Origin of the sequence: Mixta calida, assembly GCF_002953215.1 — a bacterium.
GTDB classification, from domain to species: Bacteria; Pseudomonadota; Gammaproteobacteria; order Enterobacterales; family Enterobacteriaceae; genus Mixta; species Mixta calida.
Window position 1 is genome coordinate 4,158,013 of record NZ_CP026378.1, and the last position, 14,794, is coordinate 4,172,806.

General features: G+C 56.4%; 13 protein-coding genes. 3 read left to right on the top strand and 10 right to left on the bottom strand.

Annotated features, from left to right (window positions below; all coding sequences use genetic code 11):
* Positions 1-3: 3 nt before the first annotated feature.
* The 9 genes from rffC to trxA all read right to left on the bottom strand — a co-directional run bounded on the left by rffC (position 4) and on the right by trxA (position 9,448).
* Positions 4-696, bottom strand: a complete 693-nt coding sequence (gene rffC / locus C2E16_RS19765) for a dTDP-4-amino-4,6-dideoxy-D-galactose acyltransferase (RefSeq protein ID WP_038628967.1) — start codon at positions 694-696, stop codon at positions 4-6.
* On the bottom strand, positions 674-1,555 hold the full coding sequence (rfbA, locus tag C2E16_RS19770; protein WP_038628969.1) for a glucose-1-phosphate thymidylyltransferase RfbA: 882 nt from the start codon (positions 1,553-1,555) through the stop codon (positions 674-676). The genes rffC and rfbA overlap by 23 nt, the downstream gene beginning before the upstream one ends.
* Positions 1,552-2,643 carry a dTDP-glucose 4,6-dehydratase gene (rfbB, locus tag C2E16_RS19775; protein WP_084970227.1) on the bottom strand — a complete coding sequence of 364 codons (1,092 nt, stop codon included), beginning with the start codon at positions 2,641-2,643 and terminating at the stop codon, positions 1,552-1,554. The genes rfbA and rfbB overlap by 4 nt, the downstream gene beginning before the upstream one ends.
* Positions 2,640-3,902, bottom strand: a complete 1,263-nt coding sequence (gene wecC / locus C2E16_RS19780) for a UDP-N-acetyl-D-mannosamine dehydrogenase (protein ID WP_038628973.1) — start codon at positions 3,900-3,902, stop codon at positions 2,640-2,642. Before wecC ends, rfbB begins: the two co-directional genes overlap by 4 nt.
* Positions 3,899-5,029 (bottom strand): non-hydrolyzing UDP-N-acetylglucosamine 2-epimerase, encoded by a 1,131-nt coding sequence (gene wecB / locus C2E16_RS19785; RefSeq protein ID WP_038628975.1) that lies wholly within the window; start codon positions 5,027-5,029, stop codon positions 3,899-3,901. Before wecB ends, wecC begins: the two co-directional genes overlap by 4 nt.
* A gap of 57 nt (positions 5,030-5,086) precedes the next feature.
* The gene (gene wzzE / locus C2E16_RS19790; protein ID WP_084970226.1) at positions 5,087-6,118 is read right to left on the bottom strand and encodes an ECA polysaccharide chain length modulation protein; all 1,032 of its coding nucleotides are present in this window, start codon (positions 6,116-6,118) and stop codon (positions 5,087-5,089) included.
* A 28-nt stretch (positions 6,119-6,146) separates the two neighbouring features.
* On the bottom strand, positions 6,147-7,244 hold the full coding sequence (gene wecA, locus C2E16_RS19795; RefSeq protein ID WP_425325813.1) for a UDP-N-acetylglucosamine--undecaprenyl-phosphate N-acetylglucosaminephosphotransferase: 1,098 nt from the start codon (positions 7,242-7,244) through the stop codon (positions 6,147-6,149).
* 274 nt (positions 7,245-7,518) lie between these two features.
* Positions 7,519-8,778: a transcription termination factor Rho gene (gene rho / locus C2E16_RS19800; protein WP_038628983.1), complete on the bottom strand. Its 1,260-nt coding sequence runs from the start codon at positions 8,776-8,778 to the stop codon at positions 7,519-7,521.
* Positions 8,779-9,115: 337 nt separating this feature from the next.
* Positions 9,116-9,448 (bottom strand): thioredoxin TrxA, encoded by a 333-nt coding sequence (gene trxA / locus C2E16_RS19805; RefSeq protein ID WP_038628985.1) that lies wholly within the window; start codon positions 9,446-9,448, stop codon positions 9,116-9,118.
* 117 nt (positions 9,449-9,565) lie between these two features.
* Between trxA and rhlB the strand changes: the two genes are divergently transcribed.
* Positions 9,566-10,861, top strand: coding sequence for an ATP-dependent RNA helicase RhlB (rhlB, locus tag C2E16_RS19810; RefSeq protein ID WP_038628987.1), 1,296 nt, complete (start codon positions 9,566-9,568; stop codon positions 10,859-10,861).
* A gap of 4 nt (positions 10,862-10,865) precedes the next feature.
* A complete protein-coding gene (gene ppx / locus C2E16_RS19815; protein WP_038628989.1) occupies positions 10,866-12,350 on the top strand; it encodes an exopolyphosphatase in 1,485 nt (494 codons plus the stop codon).
* A 41-nt stretch (positions 12,351-12,391) separates the two neighbouring features.
* On the opposite strand, the gene rep is transcribed toward ppx, so the two are convergent.
* Complete coding sequence (rep, locus tag C2E16_RS19820) at positions 12,392-14,416, bottom strand: DNA helicase Rep (protein ID WP_038628991.1); 2,025 nt, start codon at positions 14,414-14,416, stop codon at positions 12,392-12,394.
* Between the two features lie 83 nt (positions 14,417-14,499).
* Between rep and ppiC the strand changes: the two genes are divergently transcribed.
* Positions 14,500-14,781 (top strand): peptidylprolyl isomerase PpiC, encoded by a 282-nt coding sequence (gene ppiC / locus C2E16_RS19825; protein WP_038628993.1) that lies wholly within the window; start codon positions 14,500-14,502, stop codon positions 14,779-14,781.
* The last annotated feature ends 13 nt before the right edge of the window (positions 14,782-14,794 follow it).

The window sequence follows — 14,794 nt, forward strand, 5'->3', positions numbered from 1 at the left end:
ACGTTACCTGTATAGCCAGTAAGCGGTGCTGTCGATAGCAGCACCACAACGAGTATAGAGCCGCATCGCGGCCAGATTGCTGAGCTGCGTGGCGACATGCAGCCTGGTCAGGCGTCGCGCCCGGCACCAGTCCACCGCCGCCAGCATTAACTTTGTTCCGATGCCTTTGCCCTGCGCTGTCGGTAACGTCGCCAGCAGCCCGATACGCGCAGCGTCAGCGCCGACTTCACGTAGCGAAACAAAGCCCTGCAGCTTGCCCTGCTCATCATGAGCGATCAGGCATTGGTTATCGAACGTGCCCCGCACCGCGTTTTCAATCCACTGCGCATAGAAGCGCGCGCTGTCATGCGCCTGATACCAGGGCGCGCGGAATCGGCTCAACGCGAACGCCGCGCCTGCTGCGGCGCGCAGCGCGGGAATATGTTCCGGGCGCGCAATGCGGATGCGGGTCTGTCTTTCCGCCGCCGTAACCGCCAGCAGGAGATCCGCTTCGCCTTCCACCAGGCGGAAGCCCAACTGCTGTAAGGCATCCAGCCGCGCCGTTTCCCGGCTGTCGACTTTCGCCTGCACAAGGTCAAAGGCCGCCAGCTGCGCGGCTTCAAGCACGACGGCGTCATCCCACACCAGCTGCGCGCTGTTGCGTTGGAAAAACTGATTTTCCCAGTCGAGGGATTTAATACTGGCGTGGACGGGCATGAAGGATATCCAACAGATACTGGCCGTAGCCGGTCTTTTGTAGCGCCTGCGCCGCGCGCCGCAGGCCATCGTCATCCAGCCAGCCGTTGCGCCAGGCGATCTCTTCCAGGCAGGCAATTTTGAATCCCTGCCGCTTTTCCACCGTTTGCACAAAGGTGCTGGCTTCAATCAGGCTGTCGTGCGTACCGGTATCAAGCCAGGCGAAGCCGCGGCCCAACAGCTCAACATTTAACTCGCCGCGCTCCAGATAGCGCTGATTAACAGAGGTGATTTCCAGCTCGCCGCGCGCGGAAGGCTTCACCTGGCGAGCGAATTCCACTACCTGGCTGTCATAAAAGTAGAGGCCGGTAATCGCCCAGTTCGATTTCGGACTGGCCGGTTTTTCTTCCAGCGAAATAGCCCGGAAATTATCGTCAAACTCAACCACGCCAAAGCGCTCCGGGTCCATAACCTGATAGCCGAAGATCGTCGCACCCTGCGGTCTTGCTGCGACTTTGCGCAGCTTGGGGCTGAAGCCCTGACCAAACCAGATGTTATCGCCCAGCGCCAGACAGCAAGGTTCACCGTTAAGGAAGGTTTCGCCAATAATAAACGCCTGCGCCAGTCCATCCGGGCTGGGCTGCGCGGCGTAGCTTAGCGTGATGCCGAATTCGCTGCCGTTGCCCAACAGACGTTGAAAATGCGGCATATCATCCGGCGTAGTAATGATCATAATGTCGCGGATGCCCGCCAGCATTAAGACCGACAGAGGATAATAGATCATCGGCTTGTCATAAATTGGCAACAGCTGCTTGGATATCCCGCGTGTAATGGGATGGAGCCGCGTACCAGACCCGCCAGCCAGAATAATGCCTTTCATGATGACGCGCCGTCCTGAGAGGCGTGAGAGAGTCCGAGCCGCTCGCCCTGATAACTGCCGTCAAGAATGCTGCGCCACCAGCGCTCATTATTCAGATACCACTGCACCGTTTTACGCAGGCCGCTGGCGAAAGTTTCCTGCGGACGCCAGCCCAGCTCGCGCTCGATTTTACCGGCGTCGATGGCATAGCGCAGATCGTGCCCCGGACGATCGGCGACAAAAGTAATCAGCTCACGATACTGCGTTACGCCAGCCGGTTTGGTCGGCGCCAGCTCATCCAGCAGATCGCACAGCGTTTCCACCACGTCGATATTACGCTGTTCGTTATGGCCGCCGATATTGTACGTCTCTCCCGCCTTTCCTTTGGTGACCACGGTCACCAGCGCGCGGGCATGATCTTCCACATAGAGCCAGTCGCGCACCTGATCCCCTTTGCCATATACCGGCAGCGGTTTCCCCGCCAGCGCGTTAATGATCATCAGCGGGATAAGTTTTTCCGGGAAGTGATACGGGCCGTAGTTGTTAGAACAGTTAGTGACGATGACCGGCAGCCCGTAGGTGCGCATCCAGGCGCGCGCCAGGTGATCGCTGCTCGCCTTGCTGGCGGAATAAGGGCTGCTCGGCGCGTAAGGCGTGGTTTCAGTAAAGAAATTATCGCTGCCGTGCAGGTCGCCAAAGACTTCGTCGGTGGAGATATGATGAAAAACAAAGCCCTGCTGGCGTTCGGACGGCAGGCTGCGCCAGTAGTGACGTGCCGCCTCCAGCATTTGCCAGGTGCCGACAATATTGGTTTCAATAAAGGGCCAGGAACTGTCGATCGAACGATCGACATGGCTTTCCGCCGCCAGATGCATAATGCAGTCGGGCTGATAATGCGTCATGATGCGATCCAGCGCCGCGCGGTCGCAAATATCAACCTGCTCGAAGGCAAAACGCTCGCTCGAAGCGACCTCGTCCAGCGAAGAAAGATTGCCGGCGTAGGTCAGCTTATCGACCACCACTACGCGATGCTCCGTCTGCTGAATCAGATGCCGCACCACGGCTGAGCCAATAAAACCGGCGCCGCCGGTGACCAGAAACTGCTTCATCGCCATACTCCTTTGGTATCCACTACCCAGCGCTGGGCTACCTGCTCGCCAGGCACCGCTCTGAAGGCGCGGTGGTCCACCAGCATAACCAGCACATCCGCCTGCTGTAACGCCTGTTCACTGGAAACCAGCGTCGCCTCGCTGGCCAGCTTCGTCGGGATCTGTTTCACGTTGGGCTCCACCACCCAGGTCGCGCCGCTGTGCCAGTCAGCAATCAGATGCGCCACTTCCATCGCCGGGCTTTCGCGTAAATCATCGATGTTGGGCTTAAAAGCCAGGCCGAAACAGGCGATCGTCAGCTCATCGGCGCGCTTGCCGGTTTCGGTCAGGCAGTCGGCGACGGCGGCTTTTACCTGGTTTAACACCCAGTGCGGCTTGGCGTCGTTGACCTCGCGCGCGGTGCGGATCAGGCGCGCCAGATCGGGATTCTGCGCCACGATAAACCAGGGATCGACGGCAATGCAGTGGCCGCCGACGCCCGGCCCCGGCTGGAGAATGTTAACGCGTGGATGGCGATTCGCCAGCGCGATCAGCTCCCAAACGTTGATGCCCTGCTGCGCGCAAATCAGCGACAGTTCGTTGGCGAAGGCGATATTCACATCGCGGAAGCTGTTTTCGGTCAGCTTGCACATTTCAGCCGTGCGGGCGTTAGTCACGACGCACTCCCCTTCCAGGAAGATGCGGTACAGCTCGCTGGCGCGCGCCGAGCAGGCAGGCGTCATGCCGCCGATCACACGATCGTTTTTAATCAGCTCGACCATGACCTGTCCCGGCAGGACGCGCTCAGGACAGTAGGCGATATGCACTTCGGGATTTTCCGCCTGCTGCTGAGGAAAAGCGAGATCGGGACGCGCCTCCGCCAGCCACTGCGCCATCTGCTCGGTCGCGCCGACCGGCGAGGTCGACTCCAGGATCACCAGGTCACCTTTCTTCAGCACCGGCGCCAGAGAGAGGGCCGCCGCCTGTACATAAGCCATATCGGGCTGATGTTCGCCTTTAAACGGCGTCGGCACGGCAATCAGAAAAGCATCGGCCGCGACCGGCTGAGTGACGGCGCGTAAACAACCGGCCTGCACCGCCTGTTTGACGACGGCGTCCAGGTCCGGCTCGACAATATGAATTTCCCCACGATTAATGGTCTCAACCGCCTGGGCGTTGATATCCACGCCAACCACATTTTTTCCGCGCGAGGCGAAAGCCGCTGCGGTAGGGAGTCCGATATAACCCAGGCCAATAACCGAAATAGTATTAAAGCTCATAGCGTTACTCTGTTATTTTTTAGCGCCTGCAGAATGCGCGCGCAGGCATGGCCATCGCCATACGGATTATGCGCGCGGCTCATCGCCTGCCAGGCTTCTTCATTGTTCAGTAGATGGTTAACTTCCGCCACGATCTTCTCTTCGTCCGTACCTACCAGCCTTACCGTGCCGGCCTCAATCGCTTCGGGACGCTCCGTGGTTTCCCGCATGACCAGCACCGGTTTGCCCAGCGACGGCGCTTCTTCCTGAATACCGCCGGAGTCGGTCAGAATCAGCCAGGCGCGATGCATCAGCCAGACAAAGGGCAAATATTCCTGAGGTTCGATCAAAATAATGTTATCGATACCGCTCAGAATGCGGTTAACCGGCTCACTGACGTTCGGGTTCAAATGCACCGGATAGACGATTTGAATATCGGGATGCTGACGCGCCAGCGTCGCTAGCGCGCTGCAAATACGCTCAAAGCCGTCGCCGAAGCTTTCGCGGCGGTGTCCCGTCACCAGAATCAGCTTTTTCGCCGGGTCAAGGAAAGGGTAACGGGCCGCCAGACTCTCATAATGCTGGCGATCGGAAAGAATACGGTCACGCACCCAGAACAGCGCGTCGATCACCGTGTTGCCGGTAACGAAAATCCGGCTGTCCGCCAGGTTTTCGCGCAGCAGATTTTGTCGTGAATTCTCAGTTGGGGTGAAGTGCCAGGTCGCCAGATGGCCGGTGAGCTTACGGTTGGCCTCTTCTGGCCAGGGCGAGTAGAGATCGCCGGTGCGCAAGCCCGCCTCGACATGCCCAACGGGAATGCGGTGGTAAAAGGCCGCCAGGCTGGCGGCCAGCGTGGTGGTGGTGTCGCCATGAACCAACACCACATCAGGTTTAAACGTGGCGAAGACGCCTTTTAGCCCTTCAAGAATACGACTGGTGATTTCGGTCAGTCCCTGCTCCGGGCGCATAATATTCAGATCGAAATCAGGCGTGAGCGCGAACAGGCGCAACACCTGATCGAGCATTTCACGATGCTGGGCCGTGACACACAGGCGGGCGTCGAATGCATCATCATTCGCCAGCGCATGCACCAGAGGCGCCATCTTAATGGCTTCCGGTCTCGTGCCAAAAACGGTCAGTACTTTCACTGTTTTTCTCTTCGTTCGTTAGCCGTGTCAGTCACAGCGACACCTGCAACGCGCGTTTCAGGCACGAGGACGGCGAATCAGCGCAACACCTGCGCCAGCAATGGCTCCGATTGCGCCCCACATAATCATTAAGAACGCCCGACGCGGACTGTCGCGCTTTACCGGCTCTTCCGGCGTCCGCAGATAGCGGTAAGTCTGAAACTTGCTGTCCAGCGTCGGGCCGACGTTCAACGTATCAAGCATCGCCCGATTTTGATCGTAGTCCAGATCGTAAGTCGGCCCGTTCGCCTGCAGGTTTTCCAGTCGCGCCTGCAACATCGGTCGACCCAGCAGGAAAAGCTCCGAATCGGGCAGCTGTTCCGAAGGCGTGCTGGTTTTGGTCTGGTCAATGCCCTGCTGTTGGGCAATTTTTAACGCCTGTTCAACGCTGCGCACCTGACGTTGATAAACCGCATTGGCAACCGTTTCCTGACGTTTTACCTGCGCTTTCAGTTGAATAGTCCGCGCAGCCCAGGCTGCCGACAGCTCCTGATTCAGGTGACGCGCGGCGCGCTCGCTGGCGAAAGCGATATACTGACGCAGCAGGTTATTGGCGTCCACGGAAGTCTCGGCCACCAGTCTGACGCTATCGCTCACGTTTTTCGCGCTGTCGGCCGGCGTAAATTGAATATTGCCGATCATCTCATCCAGCAGCGCGGCGTCGTTGCGCACATTGCCGTTTTTGCGATGCTTGTAGTAATCGGTTTGCAGCCAGAACTCACGACGGGTATCCCAGGAAGAGAGCTGCATAATAAATTCCTGGTAGGCGTCATCCATCACCGATGTTTGTGGCACGGTCAGCGCGCCGGCGCTGCTGCGCATATCCAGGTTACGTAAAAACTGCTGCTGCGAGTAGTAGCTGCCAATCATATTCACCGTCGGACGATCGGTAATCGCCGTCGCGCTCCACTCCTGTTTAACCAGCAGTGAATAAATCCAGGCCAGTAGCATGCCCAACAGCGCCAGCCCAATAATCCAACGTTTACCGCGCCACAGCGTGCAAAACAGGCCACGAATATCCAGTTCGTTATCCACGGAATCAGAGGTCATAAGTAGGGTATCCTTGTCCAAAGGGAGATTAGCCCGGAAGCTTATTCTTATTGGCGCGACGCAGGCGGCGCTTGATGCGTTTGATCATGCGGGCAACGCGCCAGGCGCGCTTAATGCAGTAGCCATAAAGGAAGAAAGCGAATAAAAACAGCAGCAGCATCACCCACTCCGGGATGAAAGCCAGATATTCACCCAGCACGCCGACGCCCGCCAGCAGCGCAGCGGCAAGCGTGATCAGTACAAACGCCTGCCGGGAAGTAAACCCGGCGCGCATGATCAAATGATGAATGTGCTGACGGTCGGCGGAAAACGGACTCATGCCTTTGCGCAGCCGGCGATACATGATCGCCACCATATCCATCAACGGAATCGCGATCAACCATAGCGCAGTAACCGGCGTAATGGGATGCGTGATGCCCTGCGTGGTTTCCAGCAGGATCCAGATAATGGTGAAGCCGATGAGCGTGCTGCCCGCGTCGCCCATAAAGACTTTATAGCGCTTACCGAAAACGCCAAGATTCAGCAGGATATAAGGCAGCGTGGCGGCAATCATGGCGAAGCACCACATCGCCAGGCTGTGCTGACCGTCAAAGAAAAGGATGATGCCCATCGCGCCGAAGGTGACGCAGGAAAGGCCGCCCAACAGGCCGTCGATGCCGTCGACCATATTGAAGGCGTTGATCGCCGCCCAGACGGCAAACAGCGTCAGTACATAGCCGAACGGCCCTACCACCAGCTCCATCGGCCCGATAATATAGCCAAGACTCAGCAGATAGAGCTTGCCGACCACCATCATCACGATAGCGATCGCCGCCTGCACGACAGCGCGGAATTTTACGCTGATATCGAACCGGTCATCCAGCGCTCCCACCAGAACCAGCACGCCTGCACAGGCCAGATAGAGCATGGCGTGCGGGAGATAGTAGTTGGTAATGAAGAAAGTGAAACAGATACCGGCATAAACGGAAATGCCGCCGACCAGTGGAATCAGCCCCTGATGACGTTTACGGTAGTTAGGTCGATCGACCAGGCCGACTTTTTTAGCTGCTTTACGAGCAAAAAAAAGGAATGCCAGTGAAAACAGAAAAATTAGACCAAGCTCGGTACTCATGGTGAGTAAATTCACATTAACAGCTCTCAGCTAAGACACCGGGTAACTATAAGCAATTATTATGCCTGCCAGCCTGACTGACGTCTGAATAATGCACTTTCGCCGCTTGACCGCTTGTTCTTTAAGCAAAAGCGTCCGTTGCTGTTACGCTTTGCGGCTTACGACGCCCGACAGTCGCTTTATCCTATAGTCCCAAAATGAAAAACGCCACGTTTGAGCGTGGCGTTACCCGAGTTTTCTTACTGCCATCGTGGGCAGCTGTCGCGCAGCTGCCCTATGGCCAGCAATATTATGAACGTTTCATCATGTCGAAAAATTCATCGTTGGTCTTGGTCATCGCCAACTTATTAATGAGGAATTCCATCGCGTCGATTTCACCCATCGGATGGATGATTTTGCGCAGGATCCACATTTTCTGCAGCTCTTCCTGGGAAGTGAGCAGTTCTTCTTTACGTGTACCGGAACGGTTGTAATCGATAGCCGGGAAGACGCGTTTTTCAGCGATTTTACGCGCCAGATGCAGCTCCATGTTGCCGGTACCTTTAAACTCTTCGTAGATAACCTCATCCATCTTCGAACCGGTATCAACCAGCGCGGTAGCGATGATGGTCAGGCTGCCGCCCTCTTCCACGTTACGCGCCGCGCCGAAGAAACGTTTCGGACGATGCAGGGCGTTCGCATCCACACCGCCGGTCAGGACTTTACCGGACGCCGGCACCACGGTGTTGTAGGCGCGCGCCAGACGGGTGATGGAGTCGAGCAGAATAATCACGTCTTTTTTATGCTCAACCAGACGCTTCGCCTTTTCGATCACCATTTCGGCAACCTGGACGTGACGGGACGCTGGCTCATCAAAGGTAGAAGCAACCACTTCGCCTTTGACCAGACGCTGCATCTCAGTCACTTCTTCCGGGCGTTCGTCGATCAGCAGCACCATCAGCACGCAGTCTGGATGGTTGTAGGCGATGCTCTGCGCGATGTTCTGCAGCAGCATGGTTTTACCCGCTTTCGGCGGCGCCACGATCAGACCACGCTGGCCGCGGCCGATCGGCGACGCTAAATCCAGTACGCGAGCGGTCAGGTCTTCCGTTGAGCCGTTGCCGCGCTCCATGCGCAGACGTGAATTAGCGTGCAGCGGCGTAAGGTTTTCAAACAGAATCTTACTGCGCGCGTTTTCCGGCTTGTCATAGTTGACTTCGTTAACTTTCAGCAGCGCGAAATAACGCTCACCTTCTTTCGGCGGACGGATCTTGCCGGAAATGGTGTCACCAGTGCGAAGGTTGAAGCGGCGAATTTGGCTGGGGGAAACGTAGATGTCATCGGGACCGGCAAGGTAGGAGCTGTCTGCGGAGCGGAGGAAACCAAATCCATCCTGCAGTATCTCCAGCACACCATCACCGAAGATATCCTCACCACTCTTGGCATGTTGTTTGAGGATAGCGAAAATGATGTCCTGTTTGCGCATGCGCGCCAGGTTTTCCAGCCCCATGTTCTCGCCGAGAGTAATCAGCTCTGAAACCGGCGTATTTTTTAGTTCGGTAAGATTCATAATGGTGGGTTCTTAAACTCGGGTATATCTCGAAAAGGTTGTCGTGAATGGTATGGCAAAGAAGGTCCATGCCCGTTAATGGCTCCGTTTCCGTGTCTGCTCGACGATCTTATGCGTGAATGCCGATCTGAAAACGAGGAGACGGTTGGAAACCGATACCGGAAAATTGATGCTAACCGTCAGATTGTTGATGCACTGTGAAGAAAACGCCAGCGTTCAACAAGGGAAACAAACTACAGGTAAGTTCGTAATGCAGTAGATTTAACTTAGCATGCTTCATGCCGGGCGTCTAGCGGTCAGGAAAAAATTACTCGGACCGCCAGCGCCGGCAATGAAATCAGCTCAGGTTCGCGTTCAGGAACTCTTTGAGCTGGCCTTTGGACAGCGCGCCGACTTTCGTCGCCGCCACTTCACCATTTTTAAACAGCAGCAGCGTCGGGATGCCGCGAATACCGTATTTCGGCGCCGTTTCCGGGTTCTCATCGATATTCAGTTTGGCAATGGTCAGCTTACCGTCATACTCTTCTGCTACTTCATCAAGGATAGGGGCGATCATTTTGCATGGACCGCACCATTCCGCCCAGAAGTCCACCAGCGTTAAACCTTCGGCTTTCAGCACGTCGGTTTCGAAGCTTTTGTCGGTCAGATGAACGATTTTATCGCTGCTCATGTCTTACTCCACAAGATTATGCCTGGCTGGTTGGCGTAAAATCTGCCAACGTAGGTTGACTTTATTTCACCGGATACGCTTTCGTAAAGCAATAGTAAGCTGATATTCTACCACACTATGAGCAAAACACACTTAACCGAACAGAAGTTTTCCGACTTCGCCCTGCACCCAAAAGTTATCGAAGCCCTTGAAACTAAAGGCTTCCATAATTGTACGCCTATTCAGGCGTTAGCATTGCCGCTCACGTTGGTCGGGCGCGATGTTGCCGGTCAGGCGCAAACCGGAACCGGGAAAACGATGGCGTTTCTGACGTCAACGTTCCATTACTTGCTTTCTCACCCTGCCGCTGAAGGCCGCCAGGTTAATCAGCCGCGCGCGCTGATTATGGCCCCGACGCGCGAACTGGCCGTGCAGATTCATGCTGACGCCGAGCCTCTGGCGCAGTCGACCGGATTGAAGCTGGGCCTCGCCTACGGCGGCGACGGCTATGACAAACAGCTTAAGGTGCTGGAAAACGGCGTCGATATTCTGATCGGCACCACCGGCCGCTTAATTGATTACGCTAAACAGAATCATATCAACCTGGGCGCTATCCAGGTCGTGGTGCTGGATGAAGCCGATCGCATGTTCGATCTCGGCTTTATAAAAGATATTCGTTGGCTGTTCCGCCGTATGCCGGCCGCGAACCAACGCCTCAACATGCTTTTCTCCGCTACGCTGTCTTACCGTGTGCGCGAGCTGGCGTTCGAGCATATGAACAATGCCGAATATGTTGAAGTCGAACCAGAGCAGAAAACAGGCCACCGCATCAAAGAGGAGCTGTTCTATCCCTCTAATGAAGAAAAGATGCGTCTGCTGCAAACGCTGATTGAAGAAGAGTGGCCGGATCGCGCCATTATCTTCGCTAATACCAAACACCGCTGCGAAGATATCTGGGGCCATCTGGCCGCCGATGGTCATCGCGTAGGGCTGCTGACCGGCGACGTGGCGCAGAAAAAACGCCTGCGTATTCTGGAAGATTTCACCCGCGGCGATCTCGACATTCTGGTGGCGACCGACGTTGCCGCGCGCGGCCTGCATATTCCGGCAGTGACGCACGTCTTCAACTATGACCTGCCCGACGACTGCGAAGATTACGTTCACCGCATCGGCCGTACTGGTCGCGCCGGCGCCAGCGGTCATTCCATCAGCCTCGCCTGTGAAGAGTATGCGCTGAACCTGCCCGCGATCGAAGAATACATCGGCCACGGCATTCCGGTAAGCAAATACAACAGCGACGCGCTGATGACCGATCTTCCGCCGCCGAAGCGTCTGACCCGTAGCCGCCCAGGCAATGGTCCTCGTCGCGCGACCGGCAATAACCGTCGCAGCGGTCCACCGCGTAATAATAACCGTAAACGTTCGGGTTCATGACACTATGCTGAGCGCGTCGTCACTTTATGCTGCGATTGATCTGGGTTCTAACAGTTTTCACATGTTAGTGGTGCGCGAGGTGGCTGGAAATATCCAGACCGTCGCGCGCATCAAGCGTAAAGTACGTCTTGCCGCCGGCCTTGATGGCGACGGAGAACTGTCAGAAGAGGCAATGGAACGGGGCTGGCAATGTCTGCAACTCTTTTCAGAGCAGCTACAGGATATTCCCGCCGATCAGATCCGCGTGGTGGCGACCGCCACGCTGCGTCTGGCGAATAATGCCCGTCAGTTCCTCTCTCAGGCGGAAGCCATTCTCGGTTGTTCAATCAACGTTATTACCGGCGAAGAGGAAGCCCGCCTGATTTATCAGGGCGTTGCGCACACCACCGGCGGTTCCGATCAACGTCTGGTGGTCGATATCGGCGGCGGCAGCACCGAGCTGGTTACCGGCAACGGCGCGCAGGCGACCGCCCTGTTCAGCCTTTCCATGGGCTGCGTCACCTGGCTGGAGCGCTACTTTGGCGATCGCCATCTGGGTAAAGAAAACTTCGCCCAGGCGGAACAGGCCGCGCGCGACATCATTCAGCCGGTAGCCGATCGACTGCGGGAACAGGGCTGGCAGATTTGCGTCGGCGCCTCCGGCACAGTGCAGGCGCTGCAGGAAATTATGGTCGCGCAGGGCATGGATGAACGCATTACGCTCAGCAAGCTACAGCAGCTGAAGCAGCGCGCCATTCAGTGCGGCAAACTGGAAGAGCTGGAAATCGAAGGCCTGACGCTGGAACGCGCGCTGGTATTCCCCAGCGGACTATCGATTCTGATCGCCATCTTTGAAGAGCTGAAAATCGAGAGCATGACGCTGGCGGGCGGCGCACTGCGCGAAGGTCTGCTGTACGGCATGCTGCACTATCCGGTCGATCGCGATATTCGCAGCCGAACGCTGCATAATATTCAGCGCCGCTTTTCCATTGATATTGAACAGGCCGAGCGCGTGCGTCAGCTGGCGGCCAGCTTTGTGCGCCAGGTCAACCCGCACTGGAAGCTGGATAACTATTGCCGCGAGCTGCTGGAAAGCGCCTGCCTGATCCATGAAATCGGCCTGAGCGTTGATTTTCGCCTGGCCGCGCAGCACGCTGCCTATCTGGTGCAGCATCTTGATCTGCCCGGCTTCACGCCAGCCCAGAAAAAATTGCTCGCCACCTTGCTACAAAACCAGAGCAGCGGCATCGATCTCTCCTTGTTGAATCAGCAAAACGCCGTGCCGCCGCGTACGGCTGAGCATATGTGTCGACTGCTGCGTCTGGCGATCATTTTCGCCAGCCGTCGTCGCGACGATACGCTGCCTGCCGTGCGTCTGCACAGTGAGGATGACACGTTGCAGGTGACGCTGCCGCCAGGCTGGTTGAAAGCGCACCCTTTACGGGCGGAGCTGCTGGAACAGGAGAGCCGCTGGCAGTCCTATGTGCACTGGCCGCTTGCGGTGGTGTAAGCTCTTCGCAGGCTGCATAGTCGCTTATATGCAGCCCTCTTTCAGGCCCCTTTTTTCGCTTTATCCAGCATAGCGCGCAGCCCGGCTACACGACTCTGCCCGGTTTTCATGCGTTCTTCAGCGCTCACTACCTTACGCTCGGTTTCCCAAATAAGATCGTCCTGCGGCAGTTCCAGCAGAAAACGGCTCGGCTCCGGGCGCACCAGCTCGCCATACTGCCGACGTTCACGGCACAGGGTAAAAGTCAGCTCTTTCTGCGCTCGGGTAATGCCGACATAGGCCAGGCGCCGCTCTTCCTCGATGTTATCTTCATCGATGCTGCTCTGATGCGGTAACAGCCCTTCTTCCATGCCCACCAGATAGACGTAGGGAAATTCAAGGCCTTTTGAAGCATGCAGCGTCATCAGCTGTACCTGATCCAGCTCCTCATCGCTTTCGCCGCGCTCCATCATATCGCGCAGCGTAAAGCGCGTAACAACCTGCGTCAGCGTCATCGGCTCGTCCAGCTCGCTGCCCTCCAGCATCTCCGTCATCCACTGAAACAGCGTATTCACGTTCTTCATGCGCATTTCCGCCGCTTTCGGGCTGGCGGAAGTCTCGAACAGCCAACTCTCATAATCGATACCGCGGATCAGATCGCGCACGGCGCTGATGGGCTCGCGCTCGGCCAGGCGAGCAATCTCCTGTAGCCAGCCGGTAAAGCGCTGCAAATTTTCCAGACCGCGGCCGGTCAGCGTCTGGCCAAGCCCCAGATCGAAGCTGGCGCTGAACAGGCTTTTATTACGCTGGTTGGCCCATTCGCCCAGCTTTTGCAGCGTCGCCGGGCCGATTTCACGCCGCGGCGTATTGATAATGCGCAGAAAAGCGCTGTCGTCGTCCGGGTTGGTCAGCACGCGCAGATAGGCCAGCAAATCCTTGATCTCCGGGCGGGAGAAAAAGGAGGTGCCGCCTGAAATACGATAGGGGATGCGGTTCTGCATCAGCATTTTTTCAAACACGCGCGACTGGTGGTTGCCGCGATAAAGGATGGCGTAATCCTTGTACTGGGTTTTATTAATAAAGTGGTGCGCGATCAGCTCTCCGGTGACGCGCTCCGCTTCGTGATCCTCGTGATTGGCGCTCAGCACTTTCAGCTCGACGCCATAGCCCAGCTCAGAGAACAGGCGCTTTTCAAAGACGTGCGGGTTGTTGGCGATCAGAATGTTCGCCGCCTTCAGAATACGTCCGGTAGAGCGGTAATTCTGCTCCAGCTTGATCACCTGCAGCGCGGGGAAGTCTTCTTTCAGCAGCACAAGGTTTTGCGGCCTGGCGCCCCGCCAGGAGTAAATCGACTGGTCATCATCGCCTACTACGGTAAAACGCGCCCGCGCACCCACCAGTAGCTTAACCAGCTCATACTGGCTGGTGTTGGTGTCCTGATACTCATCCACCAGCAGGTAACGGATACGCTGCTGCCAGCGCTCGCGCACCTCTTCATTACGTTGCAGCAGCAGCGTCGGCAGCAGGATCAGATCGTCAAAGTCCAGCACGTTGCACGATTTTAGATGCCGATCGTACAGTTCATAGCAGTGCGCGAAAATACGATCGCGCTCCGACTGGGCACGCGCCTGCGCCTGAGCCGGATCGATCAGATCGTTTTTCCAGTTGGAGATCGTTGAGATCAGCTGTTGCAGCAGATTTTTATCATTTTCCAGCCACTGCTCGGTCAGGTCTTTCAACAGCGCCAGCTGATCCTGATCGTCGAACAGCGAAAAGTTGGATTTCATGCCTAGCGCGGCATATTCGCGCTTGATGATCTCCAGCCCTAAGGTATGGAATGTGGAGATCATCAGGCCGCGCGCTTCTTTACGACCAAGCGTTTGCGCCACGCGCTCTTTCATCTCGCGCGACGCTTTGTTGGTAAAGGTAACGGCGGCGATATGACGAGCCTGATAACCACACTCGCGAATAAGGTGAGCAATTTTATTGGTTATCACGCGCGTCTTGCCGGAACCCGCGCCAGCCAGCACCAGGCAAGGGCCGGTGACGAATTCGACAGCGTGTTGTTGGCTGGGATTAAGGCGCATAGAAGTACTCAGTGAAAAGGAGGAGGGTTGATTAACAGCGTGGTAGTATATCCAGCAGCATCCATACGACTCAAGGCACGATCATGGCAAAAACCGCAGCGGCAATGCATATCCTTGTAAAGGAAGAAAAACTGGCGCAGGAACTTCTGGCCCAGCTGGAAAAGGGCGCCGACTTTGAAAAGCTGGCGAAAAAACACTCTACCTGTCCCAGCGGACGCAAAGGCGGACATTTAGGCGAGTTTAAAAAAGGGGCGATGGTGCCCGCTTTTGATAAAGTGGTATTTTCCTGTCCCCTGCTGACGCCTTACGGCCCTCTGCATACCCAGTTCGGTTATCACATCATTAAAGTGCTGTACCGAAACTAAAAAAAACGGGAGA